This window comes from Ornithinibacter aureus (assembly GCF_009858245.1).
Lineage (GTDB): Bacteria > Actinomycetota > Actinomycetes > Actinomycetales > Dermatophilaceae > Fodinibacter > Fodinibacter aureus.
Map to the genome: position 1 here is coordinate 2,946,195 of NZ_VMSB01000001.1, position 23,028 is coordinate 2,969,222.

General features: G+C 71.1%; 27 protein-coding genes and 2 pseudogenes. 13 read left to right on the forward strand and 16 right to left on the reverse strand.

Going from position 1 to position 23,028, the window contains the following annotated elements:
• Window positions 1-104: 104 nt before the first annotated feature.
• Window positions 105-557, forward strand: a complete 453-nt coding sequence (locus C8E84_RS14020) for an META domain-containing protein (protein ID WP_159903048.1) — start codon at window positions 105-107, stop codon at window positions 555-557.
• Between the two features lie 130 nt (window positions 558-687).
• On the opposite strand, the gene katG is transcribed toward C8E84_RS14020, so the two are convergent.
• Together katG and C8E84_RS14030 are read right to left on the reverse strand one after the other, a co-directional pair.
• Window positions 688-2,925, reverse strand: a complete 2,238-nt coding sequence (katG, locus tag C8E84_RS14025) for a catalase/peroxidase HPI (RefSeq protein ID WP_159903049.1) — start codon at window positions 2,923-2,925, stop codon at window positions 688-690.
• 63 nt (window positions 2,926-2,988) lie between these two features.
• Window positions 2,989-3,426, reverse strand: a complete 438-nt coding sequence (locus C8E84_RS14030) for a Fur family transcriptional regulator (RefSeq protein ID WP_159903050.1) — start codon at window positions 3,424-3,426, stop codon at window positions 2,989-2,991.
• A 76-nt stretch (window positions 3,427-3,502) separates the two neighbouring features.
• On the opposite strand from C8E84_RS14030, the gene C8E84_RS14035 reads away from it, so the two are divergent.
• Both C8E84_RS14035 and C8E84_RS14040 read left to right on the forward strand, forming a co-directional pair.
• Window positions 3,503-3,820, forward strand: a complete 318-nt coding sequence (locus C8E84_RS14035) for a rhodanese-like domain-containing protein (RefSeq protein WP_159903051.1) — start codon at window positions 3,503-3,505, stop codon at window positions 3,818-3,820.
• Between the two features lie 53 nt (window positions 3,821-3,873).
• Window positions 3,874-4,514 (forward strand): annotated as a pseudogene (locus C8E84_RS14040) (PIG-L family deacetylase).
• 160 nt (window positions 4,515-4,674) lie between these two features.
• On the opposite strand, the gene C8E84_RS14045 reads toward C8E84_RS14040, so the two are convergent.
• Together C8E84_RS14045 and C8E84_RS18595 are read right to left on the reverse strand one after the other, a co-directional pair.
• Window positions 4,675-4,881, reverse strand: a complete 207-nt coding sequence (locus C8E84_RS14045; protein WP_159903052.1) for a helix-turn-helix transcriptional regulator — start codon at window positions 4,879-4,881, stop codon at window positions 4,675-4,677.
• Window positions 4,882-4,922: 41 nt separating this feature from the next.
• Window positions 4,923-4,988: pseudogene (locus C8E84_RS18595) on the reverse strand (SHOCT domain-containing protein); the annotation flags it as partial.
• Between the two features lie 229 nt (window positions 4,989-5,217).
• Here C8E84_RS18595 and C8E84_RS14055 point away from each other — a divergent pair.
• On the forward strand, window positions 5,218-6,009 hold the full coding sequence (locus tag C8E84_RS14055) for a hypothetical protein (protein WP_159903054.1): 792 nt from the start codon (window positions 5,218-5,220) through the stop codon (window positions 6,007-6,009).
• Here the strand turns inward: C8E84_RS14055 and C8E84_RS14060 are convergent, their stop codons facing one another.
• Entirely contained in the window at window positions 6,010-6,807 is a 798-nt protein-coding gene (locus C8E84_RS14060) for a zinc metalloprotease (RefSeq protein ID WP_159903056.1), read from the reverse strand.
• A 136-nt stretch (window positions 6,808-6,943) separates the two neighbouring features.
• On the opposite strand from C8E84_RS14060, the gene C8E84_RS14065 reads away from it, so the two are divergent.
• From C8E84_RS14065 to C8E84_RS14075, 3 genes are read left to right on the forward strand one after another with little or no spacing between them, the layout of a single operon-like run.
• Window positions 6,944-7,618 (forward strand): MFS transporter, encoded by a 675-nt coding sequence (locus tag C8E84_RS14065; RefSeq protein ID WP_159904952.1) that lies wholly within the window; start codon window positions 6,944-6,946, stop codon window positions 7,616-7,618.
• A 41-nt stretch (window positions 7,619-7,659) separates the two neighbouring features.
• Window positions 7,660-7,872, forward strand: a complete 213-nt coding sequence (locus C8E84_RS14070) for a hypothetical protein (RefSeq protein WP_159903058.1) — start codon at window positions 7,660-7,662, stop codon at window positions 7,870-7,872.
• A 2-nt stretch (window positions 7,873-7,874) separates the two neighbouring features.
• A complete protein-coding gene (locus C8E84_RS14075; protein WP_159903060.1) occupies window positions 7,875-8,588 on the forward strand; it encodes a sensor histidine kinase in 714 nt (237 codons plus the stop codon).
• Here C8E84_RS14075 and C8E84_RS14080 read toward each other — a convergent pair.
• Window positions 8,557-9,246: a response regulator transcription factor gene (locus C8E84_RS14080; protein ID WP_159903062.1), complete on the reverse strand. Its 690-nt coding sequence runs from the start codon at window positions 9,244-9,246 to the stop codon at window positions 8,557-8,559. The two genes, C8E84_RS14075 and C8E84_RS14080, sit on opposite strands and share 32 nt — an antisense overlap.
• 156 nt (window positions 9,247-9,402) lie before the next feature.
• Here C8E84_RS14080 and gabT point away from each other — a divergent pair, with 156 nt between their 5' ends.
• Together gabT and C8E84_RS14090 are read left to right on the forward strand one after the other, a co-directional pair.
• Window positions 9,403-10,737 (forward strand): 4-aminobutyrate--2-oxoglutarate transaminase, encoded by a 1,335-nt coding sequence (gene gabT, locus C8E84_RS14085; protein ID WP_159903064.1) that lies wholly within the window; start codon window positions 9,403-9,405, stop codon window positions 10,735-10,737.
• 2 nt (window positions 10,738-10,739) lie between these two features.
• Window positions 10,740-11,591: an SDR family NAD(P)-dependent oxidoreductase gene (locus C8E84_RS14090; protein ID WP_246196955.1), complete on the forward strand. Its 852-nt coding sequence runs from the start codon at window positions 10,740-10,742 to the stop codon at window positions 11,589-11,591.
• A gap of 118 nt (window positions 11,592-11,709) precedes the next feature.
• Here C8E84_RS14090 and C8E84_RS14095 read toward each other — a convergent pair whose 3' ends face one another.
• The 10 genes from C8E84_RS14095 to C8E84_RS14140 form a co-directional block, all read right to left on the reverse strand.
• Window positions 11,710-13,065, reverse strand: a complete 1,356-nt coding sequence (locus C8E84_RS14095) for an MFS transporter (protein ID WP_159903066.1) — start codon at window positions 13,063-13,065, stop codon at window positions 11,710-11,712.
• Between the two features lie 27 nt (window positions 13,066-13,092).
• A complete protein-coding gene (locus C8E84_RS14100) occupies window positions 13,093-13,575 on the reverse strand; it encodes a hypothetical protein (RefSeq protein WP_159903068.1) in 483 nt (160 codons plus the stop codon).
• A gap of 4 nt (window positions 13,576-13,579) precedes the next feature.
• Complete coding sequence (locus C8E84_RS14105; protein ID WP_159903070.1) at window positions 13,580-14,740, reverse strand: acyl-CoA dehydrogenase family protein; 1,161 nt, start codon at window positions 14,738-14,740, stop codon at window positions 13,580-13,582.
• Between the two features lie 29 nt (window positions 14,741-14,769).
• Complete coding sequence (locus C8E84_RS14110; RefSeq protein WP_159903072.1) at window positions 14,770-15,861, reverse strand: ABC transporter ATP-binding protein; 1,092 nt, start codon at window positions 15,859-15,861, stop codon at window positions 14,770-14,772.
• On the reverse strand, window positions 15,858-16,676 hold the full coding sequence (locus C8E84_RS14115) for an ABC transporter permease (protein ID WP_246196956.1): 819 nt from the start codon (window positions 16,674-16,676) through the stop codon (window positions 15,858-15,860). Before C8E84_RS14115 ends, C8E84_RS14110 begins: the two co-directional genes overlap by 4 nt.
• Window positions 16,673-17,500, reverse strand: a complete 828-nt coding sequence (modA, locus tag C8E84_RS14120; protein ID WP_159903074.1) for a molybdate ABC transporter substrate-binding protein — start codon at window positions 17,498-17,500, stop codon at window positions 16,673-16,675. Before modA ends, C8E84_RS14115 begins: the two co-directional genes overlap by 4 nt.
• Window positions 17,497-17,892 (reverse strand): TOBE domain-containing protein, encoded by a 396-nt coding sequence (locus C8E84_RS14125; RefSeq protein ID WP_159903076.1) that lies wholly within the window; start codon window positions 17,890-17,892, stop codon window positions 17,497-17,499. Before C8E84_RS14125 ends, modA begins: the two co-directional genes overlap by 4 nt.
• Before the next feature lie 304 nt (window positions 17,893-18,196).
• On the reverse strand, window positions 18,197-19,027 hold the full coding sequence (locus tag C8E84_RS14130; RefSeq protein ID WP_281348946.1) for an SGNH/GDSL hydrolase family protein: 831 nt from the start codon (window positions 19,025-19,027) through the stop codon (window positions 18,197-18,199).
• On the reverse strand, window positions 19,024-19,713 hold the full coding sequence (locus C8E84_RS14135; protein ID WP_159903078.1) for a uracil-DNA glycosylase: 690 nt from the start codon (window positions 19,711-19,713) through the stop codon (window positions 19,024-19,026). Before C8E84_RS14135 ends, C8E84_RS14130 begins: the two co-directional genes overlap by 4 nt.
• A 116-nt stretch (window positions 19,714-19,829) precedes the next feature.
• Window positions 19,830-20,201, reverse strand: a complete 372-nt coding sequence (locus C8E84_RS14140) for an ArsR/SmtB family transcription factor (RefSeq protein WP_159903080.1) — start codon at window positions 20,199-20,201, stop codon at window positions 19,830-19,832.
• A gap of 80 nt (window positions 20,202-20,281) precedes the next feature.
• Here C8E84_RS14140 and C8E84_RS14145 point away from each other — a divergent pair, with 80 nt between their 5' ends.
• Genes C8E84_RS14145 through C8E84_RS14160 form a run of 4 tightly spaced genes read left to right on the forward strand, consistent with a single transcriptional unit; the run spans window position 20,282 to window position 23,016 of the window.
• Entirely contained in the window at window positions 20,282-20,812 is a 531-nt protein-coding gene (locus tag C8E84_RS14145) for an ArsI/CadI family heavy metal resistance metalloenzyme (RefSeq protein WP_159903082.1), read from the forward strand.
• Between the two features lie 2 nt (window positions 20,813-20,814).
• Entirely contained in the window at window positions 20,815-21,897 is a 1,083-nt protein-coding gene (arsB, locus tag C8E84_RS14150) for an ACR3 family arsenite efflux transporter (protein WP_159903084.1), read from the forward strand.
• Window positions 21,890-22,330, forward strand: a complete 441-nt coding sequence (locus C8E84_RS14155) for an arsenate reductase ArsC (protein ID WP_159903086.1) — start codon at window positions 21,890-21,892, stop codon at window positions 22,328-22,330. The genes arsB and C8E84_RS14155 overlap by 8 nt, the downstream gene beginning before the upstream one ends.
• A 29-nt stretch (window positions 22,331-22,359) precedes the next feature.
• The gene (locus tag C8E84_RS14160) at window positions 22,360-23,016 is read left to right on the forward strand and encodes an HAD family hydrolase (RefSeq protein WP_159903088.1); all 657 of its coding nucleotides are present in this window, start codon (window positions 22,360-22,362) and stop codon (window positions 23,014-23,016) included.
• The last annotated feature ends 12 nt before the right edge of the window (window positions 23,017-23,028 follow it).

Sequence of the window (23,028 nt, forward strand, 5' to 3'; positions counted from 1 at the left end):
GATGCCGCCCGCTCGCCACGTGATCATCAGGAACGTTCCCGTGGCCTGACACCGCGGGGGTAGCGTGACGAGAAATCTCTTGCCGCCACCCCGGAGGTCGGTCCGTGAAGCTCGCCCGTCACGCCTCGCAGTTCGCTGCGTTCGCCGCCATGTTGGCCCTGTTGACGGCCCTGTCGGGGTGCGGTGGCTCGTCCGCGAACACGGACAGCTCCGAACTCGACGGGTCGTGGACCCTCGAATCTCTCGGTGGAGTCTCCGACCTCACGCCGGCTGACCCCGCGGTGACGTCCACCCTCGTCCTCGAGGACGGCCAGGTGTCCGGCAACGGCGGGGTGAACACCTTCCGTGGTTCCTATGAGTCGCCCGCTGACGGCGAGCTCACCTTCTCGCCGCTGGCGAGCACGCGGATGGCCGGCCCCGAGGCCGCGATGGCGCAGGAGACCGCGTTCCTCAAGGCGCTCGAGCAGACCAAGCGCTTCGAGCTGGACGGCGATCGGCTTGTGCTGGGCAACGCTGGGAACGACACCCTCGCGGTGCTGAGGCCGACCGCCCCCTGACGGCTGCGTCCCACCACCCCCCACACGACTTCGTGCGACTTGCCTACGGTTCTGCACCATTTCTGGTGCTGGAACCGCGGGTAAGTCGCACGAAGTCGAGGTGTGGGCGGTCTGGTTCAGCTCAACCGCATCAGCTCAGGTCGAAGCGGTCGAGCTCCATGACCTTGGCCCAGGCCGCGGCGAAGTCGTTGACGAACTTCGTCGACGCGTCGTCGCTGGCGTAGACCTCGGAGACGGCGCGCAGCTCGGAGTTGGAGGCGAAGACGAGGTCGGCGCGCGTGCCGGTCCAGCGCAGCTCGCCGGTGGCGCGGTCGCGTCCCTCGAAGGTGTCCTCGGCCTCGGTCGTGGCCGACCACTTCGTGCTCTGGTCGAGCAGGTTGACGAAGAAGTCGTTGCTGAGCGACCCCGTGTTCGTGGTGAACACGCCGAGTGAGGACCCCTGCGTGTTCGCCCCCAGCACGCGCAGACCACCGACGAGCACGGTCATCTCCGGGGCGCTGAGGTTGAGCAGGTTCGCGCGGTCGACGAGCAGGAACTCCGCGCCGAGGCGGTGACCCTTGCCCGCGTAGTTGCGGAAGCCGTCTGCGCTGGGCTCGAGCACGGCGAACGAGTCGACGTCGGTCTGCTCCTGCGTGGCGTCGGTGCGGCCCGGCGTGAAGCGGACCTGCACCTCGTGGCCGGCGTTGCGGGCAGCCTGCTCGACCGCGGCCGTGCCGCCGAGGACGATGAGGTCGGCCAGCGAGATCTTCTTGCCGCCGGTCTGGGCGCCGTTGAACTCGGCCTGGATGCCCTCGAGGGCGCTGATGACCGTCGCGAGCTGCGCCGGGTCGTTGACGTCCCAGCCGTTCTGCGGGGCCAGGCGGATGCGGGCACCGTTCGCGCCACCGCGCTTGTCGCTGCCGCGGAACGTCGAGGCCGACGCCCAGGCGGTGGCGACCAGCTGGGAGATGGTGAGGTCGCTGGCGAGGATGCGCGCCTTGAGCTCGGCCACGTCGTGAGCATCGACGAGCTCGTGGTCGACGGCGGGCACCGGGTCCTGCCAGATGAGCTCCTCCTGCGGCACCAGTGGGCCGAGGTAGCGCTCGATCGGGCCCATGTCGCGGTGGGTCAGCTTGAACCACGCGCGGGCGAACGCGTCGGCGAACGCGTCGGGGTTCTCCAGGAAGTGCCGCGAGATCTTCTCGTAGGCCGGGTCCATCCGCAGGGCGAGGTCCGTGGTGAGCATGACCGGAGCGGTCCGCTTGGTCGGGTCGTGCGGGTCGGGGACGGCATCCTTGGCGGCGGGGTCGGTGGGCACCCACTGCCACGCGCCGGCCGGGCTCTTGGCGAGGTCCCACTCGTAGTTGAACAGCGTCTCGAAGTAGCTGTTGTCCCACGTCGTCGGCGTCGGGGTCCACGGACCCTCGAGGCCGCTGGTGATGGTGTCATTGCCCGACCCGGTGCCGTAGGTGTTCTTCCAGCCCAGGCCGACCTCGGCCATCGAGGCGCCCTCGGGCTCGGGGCCGACGTACTTGTTGGGGTCGGCGGCACCGTGGGTCTTGCCGAACGTGTGACCACCGGCGATGAGGGCCACGGTCTCCTCGTCGTTCATCGCCATGCGGGCGAACGTCTCGCGGATGTCGCGGGCCGAGGCCAGCGCGCTCGGGGTGCCGTTGGGGCCTTCGGGGTTGACGTAGATCAGACCCATCTGCACGGCGGCCAGCGGGTTCTCGAGCTCGCGGTCACCGGTGTAGCGCTCGTCGCCGAGCCAGGTGTCCTCCGGGCCCCAGTAGACGTCCTCGTCGGGCTCCCACACGTCGGCGCGACCGCCGCCGAAGCCGAAGGTCTTGAAGCCCATCGACTCCAGTGCGACGTTGCCGGTGAGGACCATCAGGTCGGCCCAGGAGATCTGCTTGCCGTACTTCTTCTTGATGGGCCAGAGCAGGGCGCGGGCCTTGTCGAGGTTGGCGTTGTCGGGCCAGCTGTTGAGGGGCGCAAAACGCTGCATCCCCGCTCCGGCGCCACCGCGACCGTCGCTGATCCGGTAGGTGCCGGCGCTGTGCCAGGCCATCCGGATGAAGAGCGGGCCGTAGTGCCCGTAGTCGGCCGGCCACCAGTCCTGGGAGTCGGTCATGAGGGCGGTGAGGTCGGCGCGCAGGGCGTCGAGGTCGAGGCTCGCGAACGCCTCGGCGTAGTCGAAGTCCTCACCCATCGGGTTGGCTGCTGGCGCGTGCTTGCGCAGGATCTTCAGGTTGAGCTGGTCGGGCCACCACGTGCGGTTGCCAGCACCCTCAGTGGGGTGGTTGGCGGTGTGGACGACGGGACACAGTCCCTCGCTCTCCTCCGAGTTCATGTCTCCGACGACGGCGTCGTGGTTCTGCTCGCTCATGCTCTTCCTTCCGGTGTGGCCTGGTGGGTCAGGGTGGTGGTCAGGCTGCGTGGGTGGTCAGTTTCATCGTGCCGCCTGTGCGACCTGTGCGCAGGTCGCACAGGTTCCCCAGTACGTGACTTCGGCCTCGTCGATCACGAAGCCTTGGTCGTCGGATGCCGTGAGGCACGGCGTCGCGGACACCGCGCAGTCCACGTCGGCGATCGCCCCGCAGGTGCGACAGACGACGTGGTGGTGGTTGTCCCCGACCCGGGCCTCGTACCGGGCCACGGAGCCAGCGGGTTGGATGCGGCGCAGCAGGCCCGCGGTGGTGAGCGCGCGCAGCACGTCGTAGACGGCTTGGTGGGACACCACGCCGAGCTCGCCGCGGACGGCCTCGATGACGGCATCCGTGCTCGTGTGGGGCGAGGCGTGGACTGCGCCGAGGACGGCCAGTCGCGGCCGGGTGACCCGGAGTCGGTGCTCGCGCAGCAGCTGCTCGAGATCGGTGGAGGACGGCACAACGACGAGTCTGCCGCTTTTCTTGAGTAAGTCAAGAGTTTTTCGACATACATACCCCTGGGGGTATGCTGGTCCCATGACGAAGACCATTGACATCACCACCCTCCGGGCCCGGCACGCCCACGGTGCCGTTGTCCTCGACGTCCGTGAGCCCGCTGAGTACGTCGGGGGTCACGTCCCCGGCGCGATCCTGGCCCCGATGAGCCGCATCACGGCCTCGCTCGGTGGGGTGCCCAAGGACCAGACCGTGCACGTCATCTGCCAGAGCGGCAACCGCAGCCGGTCCATGGCTGACCTGCTCACCGCCCTGGGCTATGACGCGGTCTCCGTCGACGGCGGCACCGCGGGCTGGATCGCGGCCGGTCTTCCCATCGTGCAGGGCCCGCAGGCCTGAGTTCGCCGGTGTCTTCCCTGGCGGTAACGGGCCCTGGGTCCGACTGGACGCGGGTGCTCGTCGTCGTCGCTCACCCCGATGACGAGTCGTTCGCACTCGGTGCGCTCATCGACCGCTCCGTCCGTCTCGGCGCCGAGGTGAGCGTGCTGTGCCTGACGCGCGGAGAGGCCTCGGGGCCGGGACGGGCGACCTCGCAGCCCAGCGGACAGCCGAGCTGTCGGATGCCGCGCGTGTGCTGGGGTGTGCGCGCACGACCCTGCTCGCACACCCGGACGGCTCCCTGGCCGACCTCGACGTGCGCGTCATCGAGGCCGAGGTCGAGGCCGAGGTCCGAGCGACGCAACCGGACGGCATCCTCGTGTTCGACCCGCTCGGCGGTGTCACGGGCCACCCCGACCACCGGGCTGCGTCCGAGGCTGCGCTCGCCGTGGCCGCTCGACACGGCATCCCGGTGCTGGGGTGGGCCCTGCCGCAGCAGGTGAGCCGGGTGCTGAACGACACCGACGGGGCGGCCTTCGCGGGTCATCCGCTCCACGACCTCACCGCCATCGCCGTCGACCGTCGCTGCCAGTTCACGGCGGTGCACTGCCACGTCAGCCAAGCGGTCCCGGGAAGTGTGCTCTGGCAGCGACTGGAGCTCCTCGGGGACGTCGAGTACGTCCGCGTGCTGGCTCCTGCGGGGAGCCGGGCCTGACGCGTCAGTGGCAGCCATGGCCTCGTCGGACACCGATCCGCTGACGATGAACTGGCATCGCATCAGTGCCTTTTCCTGCATCATGGGGACCTTCCTTCCGGGTCAGCCTGACAGCAGGCGCCCGGCCCGGCCTCGTGCGTAGTGGGTGAGCGTGCGGGGATCAGAGCAGGCCGAGGTCGCGGGCAGCGGTAATGGCATCGCGCCGCGTGCCCGCTCCGAGCTTCGCGTAGATCGAGCGCACGTGGGTGTTCACGGTGTCGAGGCTGATGCCCTGTGCCTCGCCGACCTGCGCCTGGCCCTCGAGCGGGGCGTGGGTGCGGGCCGACTCTCCGTGCTTGCGTCGCTCAGCGGGACTGAGGTCGGCCACGCCGAACACCACCTCTCGTCGTCATCCGGCGTGCGGGCCGGTCAGCCGAGCAGCTTGGCCTTCTGGGCGGCGAACTCGTCCTCGGTGAGGATGCCCTGGTCGCGAAGCTCCTGGCCAACTGGTTCGGCCGCCGGGCGGCGGAGCGGGCCTGAGGGCTACTCCCCGGCGTGAGTCGGAGGCCAAACGCCCTGAGCGTGGCACGCCTTTGGCGACCGTCCTCGTTCCCTTCGACCGCGCCGTAGGATCGGACGTGAGGGGGTGCGCGTCATGGCGGATGGGTTCCGGGTGGTCACCACAACCGGTTCTCGCCAGCCGGGGCGACGAGCGCCGGGATCGATGATCGGCGCCGTCCCCTACATCTTCGGAGTCTGCCGGGCGTCCGCGCTGCCGGGCCCGGTACTCGTCGCGCTGCTCGGCGATCTGGGCCTGACCCAGTCGGCCGCCAAGGCCTTGGTGCATCGTGTCGCCGGGTATGGCTTGCTCGACCTCACGCGCCACGGCCGCGTCGGCGTCTATCGGTTGGCGGGGCAGTTGCGCGCGAACTTCGAGCAGCTCCGGGGGGCGGGCGCGAGCGCCGACTGGGACGGCCGCTTCCACGTGCTCGTCTACGACGTCCCGGAATCGCGACGTGCGCTGCGCGAGGCGTTCCTGTCTGCGGCCGCGCGGTTCGGTTATCGGCAGCTGCGGCCCGGGGTGGTGGTGGCGTTGCGGGACGCGTCGGCGGGTCTGGGTGATCTGCTGTCGGCTGCGGCCGCGGTCACGGGCTGGCTCGACGTCGACGCGAGTGCCTCCACCCGACTCATCGAGCACGCCTGGGACCTTCCGGCCCTCGCCGGACGCTACGGCGACGTGATCAGCAGGCTCGACGCGATCAAGACCGCGGAGGCCGACCCGCTGGTCGCCTTCCGGTCGCTGTACGAGGCGAGCTCGGAGGCGTACCAGCTGCTGGGGGAAGAGGGTTCGCTGCCCCGGGTGGCACTGCCCGAGGACTGGCCCGCCGGTCGCCTCGGCGAGGCGCTCGGCCGGGTGCTCGCCCTGCTCGGGCCCGCCGCCACCGGGCACGCCGACGCGGTGATCAACGCCAGTCGCCACGCAGCTCTCGCCGAGCGTGACCCCGGCTGGGGGTGATCAGCCGATCTGGACGCCCAGATTGAGGGCCTGGTTGAGCAGGATGAGTCCGGCGAGGAGGGCGAGGCCCACGACGGGGATCGGCTTGAGCTTGAGCGGCTCGTAGGGCTGCGCGTTCATTTTGCGCTGGAAGATCATGGCCATCGGCGCGAACACCAGCGTGGCGGAGCCGGCCGCCAGGATCACCGTCACTTCACCGGGGGACAGGGCCGCCCGGTGGGTCGCCATCGACAGGCCCGACAGGCCGAGGTTGACCACGGTGCCGAGCAGCCACGGCCACAGGGTCGCGTCGAGGCGGGCGCCGCGGTCCGCGCCCGCCATGCGGCCGACCGGGTGGGCGAAACCCCAGGCCAGGGCGAACTGGCCGGCGATGCCCCCGGCGAGCAGCACCCAACCGACCGCGGGCGGCCAGCCGAGGTGGCTGGCGACCGCGGCGGTGTCGCCGGCCCCGAACGGGGTGATCTCGAGGTAGCCGATGCCCTCCATCATCGAGGAGTAGGCGAACCACAGCCACAGCAGGTGCCAGAACGACCGCGTGGCGCGCAATGGTTGCCACAGTGCCATCACCAGGCCGGTGAGCAGGCTGAACATCGGTCCCGCCCCCGCCATGATCGCGTTCTGGACGGGGGACCCCTCGTGGGCCACGCCGTAGGAGTACAGGGTGCCCGGGATGCCCATCGCCAAGCCCGCGACCAGGTGGCTGAGCTCGTGGGCCAGCACCATCAGGCCGGCGCCCAGCACTGCGGCCACAGTGGAGTTGACCAGGAGCGCGCGGCGCTCGGTGGGTGCGTCACTCATGAGGCCCAGCGTACGTACAATCGTTGCGCAAGTCACTACGCAGCGGTGCGCATGATGCAACGGATCAGGGGGGCCATCACCGGGCCCGGACGGTTACGGTGTCCGGCATGGCACGCACCGTCACCGCGGCGAGACGATCGGCTACGCCGCCGGCAGCGTGGGCACCGGGGGGTTCGGGACGCTGCCCGGGCTCGTGCTGGCCTACTACCTGACCGACACGCTCGGGGTGGCGCCCGCGTTGGGCGCGCTGGTGGTGCTGCTCCCCAAGGTCTGGGACGTCGCCATCGACCCCTTCGTCGGCGCCCTCTCCGACGCCGAGGCCCGCCGCCGCAGCACCCGCACCCGGCTGGTGGCGCTCGGGGCAGTGACGCTGCCGGTCGGCTTCCTGGGCATGTTCGCCGTGCCGACGGGGCTTGCGCCCGGCGCGTCCGCGGTGTGGATCGCGGTGGCATTCGTGCTGGCCACGACGTCGTTCAGCCTGTTCCAGGTGCCCTACATCGCGCTGCCGGCCGACCTCACCGACGGCTACCGCGAGCGCACCCGGCTGCTCAGCTGGCGCATCGCCGTGCTCGCGCTGGCGATCCTCGCGATGGGTGCCGGCGGCCCCGCCATCCGTGACGCCGCGGGCGGCGAGCACCGCAGCTACCTCATCATGGGTGCCGCGATCGCGGCGCTGCTCGTGGCGGGCATGCTCGCCACGGTGCTCCTCGTCGGGCGCACCCAGCGCGCGGTCCCGGACGCCGCAGCCCCGTCCGGGCCGTGGCACGGCTACGCCGAGGGCGTCCGCTTGCTGCGCCGGGACGCGCGCTAGCGACGACGATTGGTGGCCAACGCCGCGTCGTCCTCGTCGCCGTGCCCACCGACCTGGGTGCCTCCGCCATCGGCCCCACGGTGACCTTCGGGGTGCTCGGGCTCATCGGCATCATCCTCATCCTCGCGACGGTGACGACGATCGCGGTGGGGCAGGCGCTGCGCCCGGTGGAACGGATGCGCCGCCAGATAGAGGGGCCTCGGTCTGGCGGCCCGGCCCGGTGCTCGAGGTGCCTGCGGGCCGCGACGAACTGACCGTGCTCGCGCAGACCCTCAACGGGCTGCTCGAGCGACTGCGGCGCACCGATGCCTCGAGGCGGGCGTTCGTCGCGGACGCCGGGCACGAGTTGCGCAGCCCGCTCGCGACGATTCGGATCCTCGTCGACCGGCTCGCTAAGGAGCGCACCCCCGAGGAGCGCCGCATCGTGGCCAACCGGGCTCGAGCGGAGGTCGAACGGCTGGCGTTGCTGGTCGACGACCTGCTGACCCTGGCCTCCGCCGACCAGCAGGAGCCCAGCCTGTCAACCGTGGAGGTCGACCTCGACGACGTCGTGCTCGACGAGACCCGTGCGCTGCGGGCCCGGGGGCTGGCGATAGACGTGGCCGTCCACCCCGTCCGGGTGCTCGGTGACGAGCGTCGGCTTGGCCGGGTGGTGCGCAACCTGCTCGAGAACGCCGAGCGTCACCGCCGGGATGCGTTGCGCGTGCGCCTCGGCCGCGAGGGGGCGCACGCCGTCCTCGTCGTCGACAACGACGGGCCGCCCGTCGCGATCGAGGACCGACGACGCATCTTCGAGCGGTTCGTGCGCCCGGACGACTCACGCACGCGGGCCGCCGGTGGCACGGGCCTGGGGCTGGCGATCGTCTCCGAGATCGTGCGAGCCCACGGCGGCACGGTCGTCGCGGAGGAGGCCCCCGACGGCTGGTGTCGCTTCGTCGTCAGGATCCCGACCGTTGCGGTACCGGATTGAGGCGGTAGCCGAGGCCGCGCCCGGTTTCCAGGGACCGGGTCCGAAACGGTGCGTCGATCTTGCGTCGCAGGTAGCCGATGTAGACCTCGACGACGTTGTCCGCTCCGGGGTAGTCCGAGTCCCACACGTTCTCGAGGATCTCGGCCTTGCTCTGCACCTGCCTGACCTTGCGCATGAGGTGGTGCAGCAGGGCGTACTCGCGCGCGGTCAGTTGGATCTCACGGCCTTCACGCACGACGGTGCGGGTGCGGGGGTCCAGCGACAGCCCCCCGGCCGACAGGGCGGCAGGTCGTTCTGGTGCACCGCGCCGGGCCAGGGCCTGAAGGCGCGCCAGGAGCACCGGGGTGCTGAACGGTTTGGTGACGTAGTCGTCGGCGCCGAGGTCGACGGCGTCGGTCTGGTCGTAGTCGCCGTCCTTGGCCGTGAGCATGAGCACGGGGGCCCACACCTTGCCGGCGCGCAGGTTCTTCAGCACGTCGTAGCCGTTCATGGACGCCAGCATGATGTCCAGGACGATCGCGTCGTACTGCCCGTGCAAGCCGAGTCGCAGCCCCTCGCGCCCGTCGACGGTGTGGTCGACGACCCAGCCGTCATCGCGCAGGGCGTCACCGAGAGCGGCAGCCAGGGACCGTTCGTCCTCGACCAGCAACAGTCTCAACGGGTCAGTCCGATCCTGAGTCAGTGACGGTGCGATACCGAGGCGTTTACCAAGGTGACCAGTCAGTGGCCGGTCACGGGAGCGTGCCGCAGACGGCTGGCGAGGCAACGGATTTCGTAGTTTCGGCGCCCCTTCGGCGCGGATAGTATCGGCCACATGATCGAGCAGAAGCGCATCCTCGCAACGTCCATCCCTGGCCCCGCCAGTCAGGCGCTGCAGCAGCGCAAGGTCTCCGCGGTCGCGGCCGGCGTGAGCACCGGCCTGCCCGTCTACGTCACCGAGGCGTCGGGTGGCATCCTGCGGGATGCGGACGGCAACCAGCTCATCGACTTCGGCTCCGGCATCGCCGTGACCACCGTCGGCAACGGCAACCAGCGCATCATTGACGCCGTCACCAAGCAGATCACCGCGTTCACCCACACCTGCTTCATGGTGACGCCCTACGACAGCTACGTGCAGGTCTGCGAGAAGCTCAACGAGCTGACCCCGGGCGACCACGAGAAGCGGTCGGCCCTGTTCAACTCCGGGGCCGAGGCCGTCGAGAACGCGGTCAAGATCGCCCGCCACGCCACCGGTCGTCAGGCGGTCGTCGCCTTCGACCACGGCTACCACGGCCGCACCAACCTCACGATGGGCCTGACCGCCAAGAACATGCCCTACAAGCACGGCTTCGGCCCGTTCGCCAGCGAGCTGTACCGGGTGCCGATGGCCTACCCCTACCGCTGGCCGGGCGGCGCCGAGCACTGTGCCGAGCAGGCACTGCGCACGGTCACCGACCAGATCCACGCCCAGGTCGGCGAGAGCAACACGGCCGCCGTGATCATCGAACCGATCCAGGGCGAGGGTGGCTTCATCGTGCCCCCCGAGGGGTTCCTGCCGGGGCTCGCCGACTGGTGCCGCGAGCACGGCATCCTGCTCATCGCCGACGAGGTGCAGTCCGGCTTCTGCCGCACCGGCGACTGGTTCGCCTGTGACCACGAGGGCGTCGTCCCCGACCTCATCACCGCCGCCAAGGGAATCGCCGGTGGCATGCCGCTGGCCGCGGTCACGGGGCGCGCGGAGCTGATGGATGCCGTGCACCCGGGTGGTCTGGGCGGCACCTACGGCGGCAACCCGGTGGCCTGCGCCGCCGCGCTCGCGGCCATCGAATCGATGGAGGCCGACAACCTTGCTGCGCGGGCTCGCGAGATCGGCGACATCCTCACCGACCGTCTCGGCCGCCTCGCGGAGAAGTACGACGAGGTCGGCGAGGTCCGCGGTCGCGGCGCGATGATCGCGATGGAACTCGTCACCGACGCCGGGAGCAAGGAGCCGGCTGCCGCACTGACCAGCGCCGTCAACAAGGGGTGCCACGAGCGGGGTCTGGTCACCCTGACCTGCGGCACCTACGGCAACGTCTTCCGCTTCCTGCCGCCGCTGTCGATCTCCGACGACCTGCTCCACGAGGGCATGGACGTCCTCGAGGAGTCCTTCACCGCAGCCGTCGGCTGACGGTGACAGCGACCCTTCCGGCCGCCTTCGACCTGGGCGGCCGCACCGCGGTCGTGACGGGCGCCGGGTCGCCGAGCGGGATCGGGATGGCCTGCGCCAGACTGCTCATGGCCTGTGGTGCCTCGGTCGTCGTCTGCGCGACGACCGATCGGGTGCACGAGCGGGTCGCCGAGCTTCGGGATGCCGGGCACACCACCTCCGGGGCGTCCGGGGCCCCCGGCGCGTCCAGCCTGCCCGGTGTCGCCGTCGTCATCGCGGACCTCACGACCCCAGAGGGTGCGGATGCGGTCGTCGATGCCGCTCTCGCGCTCGGGGGTTCACTCGACGTGCTGGTCAACAACGCCGGCATGGTCTCGGTGGCCGGTGGCGGCGACTACCTCGAGGGCGACCTGCTCGGCACACCACCCGAGCGGTGGTCGGCGTCGCTCGCGCGCAACCTCGACACGGCCTACCTCATGACTCGGGCCGCCCTGCCGCACCTGTGGGCGAGCGGGTCCGGACGAGTGGTCATGGTGACGTCGGTGACCGGGCCGGTCATGGCGATGCGCTCGGACGTCGCGTACGCCGCGGCAAAGGCGGGGCTGGCCGGGCTCACCCGGGCCCTGGCGGTCGACGAAGGCGCCCACGGGGTGACGGTCAACGCCGTCGCCCCCGGGTGGATCGCGACGGGTTCGCAGACGGCATCCGAAGCCCGTGAGGGACTGAGCACCCCGCTGGGTCGCTCGGGGACCGCCGAGGAGGTCGCGGCATCCGTGCTCTTCCTCGCCTCCCCCGGATCCGGGTACGTCACCGGCCAGGTTCTCGTCGTCGACGGCGGGAACAGCATCAACGAGGAGCGTTCACCCCGGACGTGAATGGACCGGGCCAACTCATACTTGGCCCGGTCAGGACAAGTCTGGGCGAGGCGAGCGCGCGATCAGGTGACCGACACGCGGCATCCGCGTGAACGCCCGACGAGCAGTTCCCGCGAGGTCAGGGACGCGGGTCCTCGGGGCGTGAGATGCCGGGGAGCAGGGTCTCACCCGAGCGCAGCGCGTCGAGTGCGGCGGGGTGCACCTCCTCGAGGTGGCGCAGGCTCTTGCGGCGGTACCGCACGAGCTGGATGACGCCGACGCCCCAGAACAGGAACTGCACCGACATCGCGATGCGGAAGTGCTCGAGGGTGTAGGTCGAGGGCCCACCCGGAGCCAGCTGGTCGAGGACGATGCCGATCAGCGCGATCGTCGCGAGCGAGGCGACGAAGCCGCCGATGTTGACGACGCCGGTGGCGCGCCCCAGGTGCGAGGAGGGGTGGAAGGTGCGCGCGAGGTCGAAGCCGACCATCGACCCGGGGCCGCCGAGGGCGGTCACGACGACGAGCACGACGAGCAGCCACAAGGGCGCCGGCCCCGGCCACAGCAGCACGACCGCCCAGACGGCCATGATCGACCCGACGATGCCGAGCACCAGTTGCGAGCGACGGTAGGGGATGCGCGCGGTGAAGGCCGCCACGGCCGGGCCGGCAGCCATGCCGGTGACGGTCATGACGATGAGCAGCCACGACGCGACGTCCTCGTCGACCCCCTCACCGCTGACCAGGAACGGGAACCCCCACAGCATCACGAACACGGTGGCGCCGAACTGCGAGGTGAAGTGCACCCACAGGCCGAGCTGGGTGCCGGGGTTGCCCCACACCTCGGCCAGGGTCCGAGCCAGGGCGCGGACCTTGATCCGCTCGACCGACTCGCCCCGGTACGGGGAGTCCTTGACGACGGCGAGGAGCAGCACGCCGAGGACGATTCCGATGCCGGCCGCGGTCGCGAACGAGCGGGTCCAGCCCCAGGTGGCCAGGGCGGCTGCCAGCGGGGTGGCCGCCGCGATGGCCCCGAGCTGCCCGGCCATCCCGGTCAGCTGGGTGATGAACGGGGCCTGCTTGACCCGGAACCACACCGCGACCAGGCGCAGCAGCGAGGTGAAGATCATCGCGTCGCCCGCGCCGAGCAGGACGCGGGCGGCCATCCCGGCCTCGAAGGTCCCCGCGAAGGCGAACCACATCTGGCCGCCGGTCATCAGGGTGAGCCCGGTGACCATGAGGCGTTTCGAGCCGTACCGGTCGATCAGCACCCCGACGGGGATCTGCATCGCCGCGTACACCGCGAGCTGGAGCACCGTAAACGTCGCGAGCTGCGCGGCCGTGATGCCGAAGCGGTCGGCCGCGAGCAGCCCCGCGACGCCGAGCGAGGTGCGGTGGAAGACGGCCAGGATGTAGACCGACAGCGCGACCAGCCAGATCACCCAGGCCCGGCGACGGCCGATGTTGTGCACCTGGCGCAGCACGGGTCGGGTCACCACCCGAGTGTAGGAGCCGCGCGAGGGTCAGCCGGTGACCGTATAGCTGGCGTCCGGGGCGGCGCAGTACGTGAACGGGCCGCCGCGGGCGGAGTGGTACTGGAACAGGGCCTGCTCGACGCGCAGCATGAGCAGTTCACCGTCGACGAGGGCCTGCGTGTAGAGCATGTCCTTCTGGGGGCAGCCCAGCGAACCGTCGTTCCACGTGACCGGCGACCACGCCGCGACGAGCACCTGGTCGGGGTCGACCTGCGCGCGTTGGGCGGTGTCCGCGATGGCCGCGGCCACCTCGGGGCGGGTGCGGATGTCGGCTGGCAGGGTGCCACCCGTTCCGGGAGAAGGGCTCTCGGATGCCGTCGAACCGGGTGTCGTGGATGCCGCGGGCGTCGTGCTCGCGGGGTTTGGCGAGGTCGTGGCGTCGGTGCCTTCCTGCGTCGATGCGGCGCACCCGCCCGTCGCCACGAGGGCGGTGACGAGTGCGGCAGCCAGTCGCAGGTTCATGGTGGACACGCGATCAGCGCAGGACGTGTCGGCTGATGACGAGGCGCTGGATCTGGTTGGTGCCCTCGAAGATCTGGGTGACCTTGGCCTCGCGCATGAATCGCTCCGCGGGGAAGTCCTGCGTGTACCCGGCCCCACCGAGAACCTGGACGGCATCCGTCGTGACCCGCATCGCGGCATCCGTCGCCGTCAGCTTCGCGACCGCAGCCTCCTTGGAGAACGGGCGGCCGGCGTCCTTGAGGCGGGCGGCGTGCAGGTAGGTCGCGCGGGCGCTGGTCACCGCGGCCTCCATGTCGGCGATGAGGAAGGCCAGGCCTTGGTTGGCACCGATGGCGCGGCCGAACTGCTGGCGCTCCTTCGCGTACGACGCCGCGAGGTCCAGGGCCGACTGGGCCAGCCCGGTGGCGGCGGCAGCGATACCCAGGCGACCGGCATCCAACGCCGACAGGGCGATGGCCATGCCCTGCCCCTGCGCCCCGATGCGGCGGAAGGCGTCGACGCGCACGTCGTCGTACATCACCTCGCGCACGGTGTCGCAGTGCAGGCCCATCTTGCGTTCGGGGGTGCCGAAGGACAGGCCGGTGGCGTCGCCGGGGACGATGAGGCAGGACAGGCCCTTGCCGCCGTCATCGGAGGTGCGCGCGAAGGTCGTGTAGTAGTCGGCGTGCCCGGCGTGGCTGATCCAGGCCTTGCGACCGCGCAGCACGTACTCGCCGGAGGCGTCGTCGGTGGTGGCTCGGGTGGTCATCGAGCCGATGTCGCTGCCGGCCTGCTGCTCGGAGAGGCAGTAGGCGCCGAGCTGCTCGCCCGAGAGCATGTCGGGCAGGAGGGTGCTCTGCTGCTCGGGGGTGCCGAACGTCGTGACCGGGTAGGCGGTCAGGGAGTGCACCGAGACTCCGACGGCCACGCTCATCCACGCGGAGGCGATCTCCTCGACGACCTGGAGGTAGACCTCGTAGGGCTGCCCGTAGCCGCCGAACTCCTCGGGGTGGGGGAGGGAGAGCAGGCCCGCGGCGCCCAGCGTGCGGAAGACCTCGGTGGGGAAGGACTCGTCGGTGGCCGCGGCCCGTTCGGCGTCGTCGACCTTGGGCCGCAGTTCCTTGTCGCAGATCTCGCGGGTCAGATCGATGAGGTCCTGACCCTCCTCGGTGGGCATCAGCCGCGTCGCTGCCATGGCCCGACCCTACCGGGGTCGTCCTGCGGTCAGGCCGGGTAGGCGATGGTCTCGGTCGCCTTCGCCGTCAACCACACCCGGGTGCCGCGTTCGAGGCCGAGGTCGGCGAGCGCCGCAGGCGTGATGTCGACCAGGCAGGACGGGGCGCCGGTCACCTCGACGCGAACGCGGTCACCGAGGAGCTCGATGCCGGTCACGGCGCCGGTCCACACGTTGCGCGCGCTGGTGTTCTCGACGGGCGTGGTGAACAGGCTGACCGCTGCCGGAGGCAGCGCCACGAGCAGGCGCCGCGCCTCGGCATCGGTGCCCGGCGTCGGGGACACCGTGAGGGTTCCGCCACCGTCGAGGTTCACCACCGCGGATGCCGTGTCACGCGTCCCCGCGTAGAGGTTGAGTCCGACGAGGCGGGCGACGTAGTCCGTCGCAGGGTGGCGGGCGACCTGCGCGGGGGTGCCTTCCTGCACGACCCGCCCCTGTTCGATGACGATGATCCGGTCGGCGATGACCATGGCGTCGATCGGGTCGTGGGTGACGACGACCACGGGGCCGGTGAACTGCTCGAGGTGGGCCCGCAACGCCGTGCGGACGTCGAGCCGCGTCCGGGCGTCGAGGGCCGCGAGCGGTTCGTCGAGCAGGAGCAGGCGGGGATCGGCGGCCAGGGACCGTGCCAGGGCGACCCGCTGGGCCTGCCCCCCGGACAGCTGCCCCGGCCGGTGGTGGGCGAGGTCGGTGAGGCCCAGCCGGCCCACCCACTCCCGGGCGGTGGCGCGAGATGCCGCCCGGCTCGCGCCCGTGGATCGGGGGGCGAAGGCGATGTTGTCGAGGACGTCGAGGTGCGGGAACAGCCGGTAGTCCTGGAACACGATGCCGACCGGTCGCTGCTCCGGCGGGACCCATGTGTCGGTCGCGGCGTCATCGAGCACCGCCCCGTCGAGCCGGATCGAGCCGTCCGTGAGCTCGACGAGACCCGCGAGCGCGCGCAACAGGGTCGACTTGCCGGCGCCGTTGGGGCCCAGGACGGCCACGACCTCTCCCGGCTCCACGGCCGCCCGCAGGCGCAGGGAGAACGAGCCGCGTTCGATGAGGCCGTCGACGACCAAGCCTGCGGCGCCCCCGGTCACAAGGTGCTCCCGGGCCGCAGCCAGCGGTCGCGCAGCAGCGCGAGCACCGCGACCGAGACGGTGAGCAGCACGAGGGACAGGGCGATCGCCGCCTCCGGGTCGCTCTCCATCGCGAGGTAGACCGCGAGCGGCATCGTCTGGGTGATGCCGGGGGAGTTGCCGGCGAAGGTGATGGTGGCGCCGAACTCGCCCAGGGCTCGTGCCCAGCACAGCACGGTCCCCGCAGCCAGCGACGGCGCGATCAGGGGCAGCGTCACCCTCCGGAAGGTGGCCAGCCGCGATGCCCCCAGGGTGGAGGCGGCCTCCTCGAAGCCGCGGTCCAGACCCCGGAAGGCGCCCTCGACGGTGACGACCAGGAACGGCATCGCCACGAAGCACTGTGCGAGGACCACCCCGAGGGTCGTGAAGGGCAGGGTGAACCCGAACCACTCGTCGAGCCAGCGGCCCACCACCCCGAGGCGCCCGAACGCGAGGAGCAGCGCGACGCCACCGACGACCGGGGGCAGCACGAGGGGCAGGGTCACCAGGGCCCGCAGCAGCGACAGGCCTCGGAAGTGGGTTCGGGCGAGGACCCAGGCCAGCGGCACCCCGAGCACGACGGCGACGGCTGTCGAACTGGTCGCGGTGACCAGGGACAGTCGCAGGGCATCGAGCACCGCTGGGTCGCGAAGGACGTCGGGCAGGCTGCTCCAGGGCGTGCGCAGCAGCATGGCCGCGAGCGGGACGAGGAGGAAGGTGACGCCGACGGCAGCCGGAACGGCGAGTGGCCACGGCGCCGTCGATCGGCGAATCGGCTGGCGTACCGATCGCGTCACGGGGTGGAGAACCCTGCTGACGCGAGCACCTCGGCTCCCTCGTCGGAGAGGACGTGCTCGACGAAGGCGCGGGCAGCGGCGGGGTGCTCCGACTCGGTGAGCGTGGTGATGGGGTAGGTCGTGCTGGCGTTGACGTCGGCCGGGATGTCGATGTCCGTGACCTCGCCGCCGGCGGCCCGGACGTCAGTGACGTAGACGATGCCGGCGTCCACCTCGCCCAGCCTGACCTTGGTGAGCACCGCCTTGACGTCCGACTCCTCGCTCACGGGCACCACCGTGAGCGAGGCGTTGTCGAACACCGTTGCGGCGGCCTTGCCGCACGGCACCTGGGTCTGGCACAGGGCCACCTTGACGCCCGACCTCGTGAGGTCGGACAACGCGGTGATCCCCGCCGGGTTGGCCGGTGGGACCGCGATCTGCATCGTGTTCTTCGCGAAGGCCGTCGCCGATTCCGCGGCTCCGGCGGCGATGACGGTGTCCATCGTCGACTGGCTCGCGGAGGCGAACACGTCGGCTGGTTGGCCCTGCGTGATGCCGGTGGCCAGGGCCGAGCTCGCCCCGAGGTTCAGGATGACGTCGACCTCGGGATTCGCCTGCTCGAACTGCTCCTCGAACGTCGTGAACGACTCCTGGAGCGACGCCGCTGCGAACACGGTGACGGTGCCGGAGAGGCCGCCCGAGGCCGACTGCGTGCCGGACGACCCGCGGCTCGCGGAGTCGGTGCTGCCGGCGTCAGTGGTGCCGGAGTCGCTCGAGCTGCACCCTGCGGCGAGCAGCGCGGCCAGAGCGGTCGCGGCGGCCAGGGAGAGGCACTTGGCCTTCATCGGGGGACTCCTACGACGACGTTCGTGGACTTGATCGAGGCGACGGCCACCGAACCGACCTCGAGGCCGAGGTCGTCGACGGCTTCACGGGACATGAGAGAGACGACGCGGAACGGGCCGCACTGGAGCTCGACCTGGGCCATGACGGTGTCCTTGAGCACCCGGGTGACGATGCCGCGCATCCGGTTGCGGGCCGATTCGTCGGCGACGACGCCCACGGGGGCCGGCCGGGCGAGCTCCTGGGCCACCTCGGCGAGGTCGGCACCGTCGACGACGATGCGCCCGGAGCCGTCATGGGTGCTGGGCAGGCGCTGCGCGTCGATCATGCGGCGCACCGTGTCATCGGACACGCCAAGGAGGGCGGCGGCATCCAAGATCCGAATCTGCGACATGGAGCTGACCCTACCTCCGCATCTGCGGACCTGCGAGGGTAGCGGCACGTGGTGGGACGCCTGGGAGGGGGCGAGGCGTACCCAAATCGACCAATAGGTCACTCGGGGTACAGGTGATTCGGGGACGGGCTGTGCCCAGATCGACCAATAGGTCACTCGGGGTACAGGCCGGTTGGGCGTCCTTGCTCCGGATTGCTGGGCCTTGCTCCCGCCGCAGATCGCAACTCCCGATGTGCGCCCTTGCAGCAGCGCACATCGGGAGCAAGAGCGCACATCGGGAGTAAGGATCTGCGAGGAGGAGCGGTCACCCCTCGGGCAGTGACCCGTGGGCCGGCTCCAGTTCAGGGTCGCGCAGGGACGTGAGGGTCGGGCGCTTGGCTGCGAGGCGGTCTCCTGACGACTCGCCGCGCAGCCGGCGCTGCACCCACGGGGCGGCGTGGGTCCTGGCCCACTGGGCGTGCTCGCGGAACTCGTCGCGCCGAGCTCCCCGCGCAGCGGGCGGCAGCGGCGTGGCCCACTCCGCCGCGTCGGTGCCGTGCCCGAGCGCGGTGAGCGCTGCCAGGGCGACCCGGCTGTGACCCTCGGTGCTGAGGTGGATGCGGTCCTCGCCCCACATCCGCCAGTCACGCAGTGCCGCGATGCCCCAGAGGTTCAGCACGAAGCAGTCGTGACGCTGCGCAATGGTGAAGATGTTGGCCGAGTGCACCGCGTGGCGGGGGCGCAGGGCCTTGAACAGCCCGGCGTCGCGGGGGTCGGCCGGGGTGGCGAGCAACACGTCGGCGCCGGCTCGACGAAGGCGCACCACGGCATCCTCGATGCGACTGGCCAGCGAGTCGAGGTCGACGCTGGGGCGAAGGAGATCGTTGCCGCCACCGACCATCGACACGAGGTCGGGCGCCAGCGACAGGGCTTTGTCGAGCTGCGGGCCGACGACGTCGTCGAGCTTGCGGCCGCGCACTGCCAGGTTCGCGTACGCGAAGGGCACGTGGGCCTCCTCGGCCACGGCGTCGAGCTGCACCGCCAGCCGGTCGGCCCACCCGACGTAGGCGTCGGAGGTCACGGGGTCGGGGTCGGACATCCCCTCGGTGAAGGAGTCACCGATCGCGACGTAGCGGGTCCAGACGGGGGCGGTCACGGCAGGCTCCACTTCACGGGGTCGGCGCCCTGACGGGCGAGCAGGTCGTTGGTGCGGCTGAAGGGGCGCGAGCCGAAGAAGCCGTTGCGCGCCGACAGCGGGCTCGGGTGCGCTGACTCGATGAGGGCAACCCCCGGCAGGTGGGGCGCCAGGCCACGAGCGTCGCGGCCCCACAGGATGGCGACGAGCGGGCCGCCGCGCTCGACCAGGGCCGAGATCGCACAGGCGGTGACCTCTTCCCAGCCGCGCCCGCGGTGGCTGCCGGGGGCGCCCGGGGTGACGGTGAGGACGCGGTTGAGCAGCAGCACGCCCTGGTCGGCCCACGGCGTGAGGTCGCCGCTGCTTGGCCGGGGCAGGCCGAGGTCGGCCTCGAGCTCGGTGAAGATGTTGGCCAGGCTGCGGGGCACCGGCCGGGTGTCGGGGGCGACCGAGAACGACAGTCCCACCGCGTGCCCGGGCGTCGGGTACGGGTCCTGGCCGACGACGAGCACGCGCACGGCATCCAGGGGTTGCTGGAAGGCGCGCAGCACGTTGGAGCCGCTCGGCAGGTAACCGCGCCCGCTGGCCACCTCGGCCCGCAGGAAGTCACCCAGCCTCGCGACGACCGGCTCGACGGGTGCCAGGGCCCGCGCCCACGACGGGTGGACGAGGTCACGAAGGGGGCGTGCGGCATCCGTCGGTGTCATCGATGCCACCGTATCCCGCCCCGCGCACCCACGACTGATTGCACCCCAGCCACCTGAGCCAAGTGGCCGCGGGTGGCTGGAGTGCAAGAAGTCGGGGAAGGCGATGTCGGATGCCGTCAGCGGAAGATCGCGGTCACGTCGTCGAGTCGCGCGGGCACCAATCGGAACCATGCCCACGTGCCGCGCTTCTCGCGCTCGAGCAGGCCGGCCTCGACGAGCACCTTGAGGTGGTGCGACACGGTGGGCTGGGACAGCCCGACGACGGGGGTGAGGTCGCAGACGCAGGCCTCGCCGTCGGCCGTGGCCCGGATGGCGCTCAGCAGCTGGAGCCGCACGGGGTCGGCAACGGCCTTGAGCAGCGCTGCGCTGGTCTCCGCGGCCTCGCGGGTCAGGCCCCCGTCGACACCGATGCCACAACAGTCGTCGGTGACCGACCCGGCCGTGACCGGGGGAGCGGTGGTGGTGGTCGGCACGGGAGCTCCTCGCATGAAATATTGACGAACGTCGATATCTTGTGATCGACTGTGAGGCAACACATCGATGGTAGTCGATATTTAGGAGGTCCGTCGTGAACACCACCAGCGCCACCACGAGCCGGGTGCAGCTAGCCCTCAACGTCAGCGACCTGGAGGCCAGCATCGCGTTCTACTCCGCCATGTTCGGGGTCGAGCCGCACAAGCGCCGCCCCGGGTACGCCAACTTCGCGATCACCGAGCCTCCCCTGAAGCTCGTGCTCATCGAGACGAGCGAGGCCGCCCGCGGAACCGGCACGGCGGGCGCCCTGAACCACCTCGGCGTCGAGGTGCCCTCGACCGACGACGTCACCGCCGCGCGCACCCGCTTCTCGGATGCCGGTCTGGCCTCCTTCGACGAGAACGACACCACCTGCTGCTACGCCCTCCAGGACAAGGTCTGGGTGCACGACCCGGCCGGGGCGCCGTGGGAGGTCTACACCGTCAAGGACGAGAACCCGCTCGACGCCCGTCCCGCCACGGCGAGCCTGGAGATCCTCGGCGGGCCGACGGCCGGTGCCTGCTGCTCCCCGAGTGCCGACGCCACACCGGTCGAGCCGGCCCCCGAGAAGGCTCAGGCCTGCTGATCGTGACCACCGCATCCCCCGCGCGCGACACGGCATCCGCCACTCCCGACCAGCCGAGGCACCTGTCCACCCTCGACCGCTTCCTGCCGGTGTGGATCGGCCTCGCGATGCTCGTGGGGCTCGTGCTCGGCCGGCTGGTACCGGGGCTCGGGAAGGCCCTGTCCGCGGTCGAGGTGGAGGGGGTCTCGCTCCCCATCGCCATCGGCCTGCTCGTCATGATGTACCCGGTGCTGGCCAAGGTGCGCTACGACCGGCTCGACACCGTCACGGCCGACCACCGCATGCTCGGCGCCAGCCTGGCCCTGAACTGGGTGATCGGGCCCGCGCTCATGTTCGCCCTGGCCTGGCTCCTGCTGCCCGACCTGCCCGAGTACCGCACCGGCCTGATCATCGTCGGGTTGGCCCGATGCATCGCCATGGTCATCATCTGGAACGACCTCGCCTGCGGTGACCGCGAGGCCGCGGCCGTTCTCGTGGCGCTCAACTCGGTCTTCCAGGTGCTCATGTTCGGGCTGCTCGGCTGGTTCTACCTCTCGGTGCTGCCCGGCTGGCTCGGCCTGCCGCAGGCGGACCTCGACGTCTCGCCGTGGCAGATCGCCGGGTCGGTGCTCGTCTTCCTCGGCCTGCCGCTGCTCGCCGGCTACCTGTCGCGCACGGTGGGTGAGAAGCGGTGGGGGCGAACGGCATACGAGACGTCGTTCCTCCCGCGCATCGGCCCGTGGGCGCTGTACGGCCTGCTGTTCACCATCGTCATCCTGTTCGCCCTCCAGGGCGACCAGATCACGACCAGCCCGCTCGACGTCGCGCGGATCGCGCTGCCGCTCCTCGCGTACTTCGCCCTCATGTGGGGTGGCGGTTTCGCCCTCGGGGCCGCGCTCGGCATGACGTACGAGCGCACCACGACCCTGGCCTTCACGGCCGCCGGCAACAACTTCGAGCTCGCCATCGCCGTCGCGATCGCCACCTTCGGGGTGACGTCCGGGCAGGCCCTCGCGGGGGTCGTCGGGCCCCTGATCGAGGTGCCGGTGCTCGTCGGCCTCGTCTACGTCTCCCTTGCCCTGCGAAAGAGGTTCCGCCATGTCTGACCTGTCGTTCGACCCGTCCACCACCACCCGCCCGTCGGTGCTTTTCGTCTGCGTCCACAACGCCGGCCGCTCGCAGATGGCGGCGGCGTGGGTGCAGCACCTGTCCGGTGGCGCCGTGGAGGTGCGCTCGGCCGGCAGCGCCCCGGCCGGGTCGGTCAACCCGGCTGCCGTCGAGGCGATGCTCGAGGAGGGCATCGACATGAGCGCGGAGGTGCCGAAGATCCTGACCACGGATGCCGTGCGCGAGTCCGACGTCGTCATCACCATGGGCTGTGGCGACACCTGTCCGGTCTTCCCGGGTAAGCGCTACGAGGACTGGGCCCTGGAGGACCCCGCAGGCCAGGGCGTGGATGCCGTGCGTCCGATTCGCGACGAGATCCGGGTCCGCGTGCTCGGCCTGCTCGAGAGCCTGGGTGTCCAACCCGTCGCCTGAACCCTGCGAGGGGTTGACAGACTGTCCCGATGCGCCCCCGCTTCAACACCGTCCTTTTTGACCTCGACGGCACCCTGGCCGACACCATTCCCCTCATCGTCGCCTCGTACCAGCACGCCTTCCGCACCGTGCTCGGCGAGGAGATCGACGAGGCCACGGCCCGCGCGTGGATCGGCCGCCCGCTGCTGGCCGCGCTGCTCGAGGAGTCGCCCGAGCACGGGCACGTGCTCGACGCGTCCTACCGCGAGTGGAACCTTGCCAACACCGCCCGCCTCATCCAGCGCTACGACGGTGTCCCCGAGATGCTCGACGCCCTGACCGCCGCCGGTGTGCGCATGGCGGTCGCGACGTCGAAGCGGCGCAAGACCGCACGCCTGGCACTGGAGGGCGTCGGCATCGACCACCTCATCGAGGTCGCGGCCGGGCTGGAGGACACGACCCGGCACAAGCCGGAACCCGACCCGCTGCTGCACGCCGCGGCCTCCCTGCGTGCCCAGCCCGCCGAATGCGTCTACGTGGGCGACGCCACGGTCGACGTCCTCGCGGCCCGGGCCGCCGGTATGGCCGCGGTCGCCGTGAGCTGGGGCGCAGCCGAGCGCGCCGCCCTCGAGGCCACCGGACCCGATGCCCTGGTCGACACCGTGGGGGACCTCACGGCGTATCTGCTGGGCCACCCCGAGGGCTAGAGTCGCCGCCGT

What these genes read in the sequence shown, in the direction of transcription:
- katG (WP_159903049.1), bottom strand. Translation starts at nt 2,925, where the DNA reads ATGAGCGAGCAGAACCACGACGCCGTCGTCGGAGACATGAACTCGGAG.
- C8E84_RS14035 (WP_159903051.1), top strand. Translation starts at nt 3,503, where the DNA reads ATGACGAAGACCATTGACATCACCACCCTCCGGGCCCGGCACGCCCAC.
- C8E84_RS14055 (WP_159903054.1), top strand. Translation starts at nt 5,218, where the DNA reads ATGATCGGCGCCGTCCCCTACATCTTCGGAGTCTGCCGGGCGTCCGCG.
- C8E84_RS14060 (WP_159903056.1), bottom strand. Translation starts at nt 6,807, where the DNA reads ATGAGTGACGCACCCACCGAGCGCCGCGCGCTCCTGGTCAACTCCACT.
- gabT (WP_159903064.1), top strand. Translation starts at nt 9,403, where the DNA reads ATGATCGAGCAGAAGCGCATCCTCGCAACGTCCATCCCTGGCCCCGCC.
- C8E84_RS14105 (WP_159903070.1), bottom strand. Translation starts at nt 14,740, where the DNA reads ATGGCAGCGACGCGGCTGATGCCCACCGAGGAGGGTCAGGACCTCATC.
- modA (WP_159903074.1), bottom strand. Translation starts at nt 17,500, where the DNA reads ATGAAGGCCAAGTGCCTCTCCCTGGCCGCCGCGACCGCTCTGGCCGCG.
- C8E84_RS14125 (WP_159903076.1), bottom strand. Translation starts at nt 17,892, where the DNA reads ATGTCGCAGATTCGGATCTTGGATGCCGCCGCCCTCCTTGGCGTGTCC.
- C8E84_RS14135 (WP_159903078.1), bottom strand. Translation starts at nt 19,713, where the DNA reads ATGACACCGACGGATGCCGCACGCCCCCTTCGTGACCTCGTCCACCCG.
- C8E84_RS14140 (WP_159903080.1), bottom strand. Translation starts at nt 20,201, where the DNA reads ATGCGAGGAGCTCCCGTGCCGACCACCACCACCGCTCCCCCGGTCACG.
- C8E84_RS14155 (WP_159903086.1), top strand. Translation starts at nt 21,890, where the DNA reads ATGTCTGACCTGTCGTTCGACCCGTCCACCACCACCCGCCCGTCGGTG.
- C8E84_RS14160 (WP_159903088.1), top strand. Translation starts at nt 22,360, where the DNA reads ATGCGCCCCCGCTTCAACACCGTCCTTTTTGACCTCGACGGCACCCTG.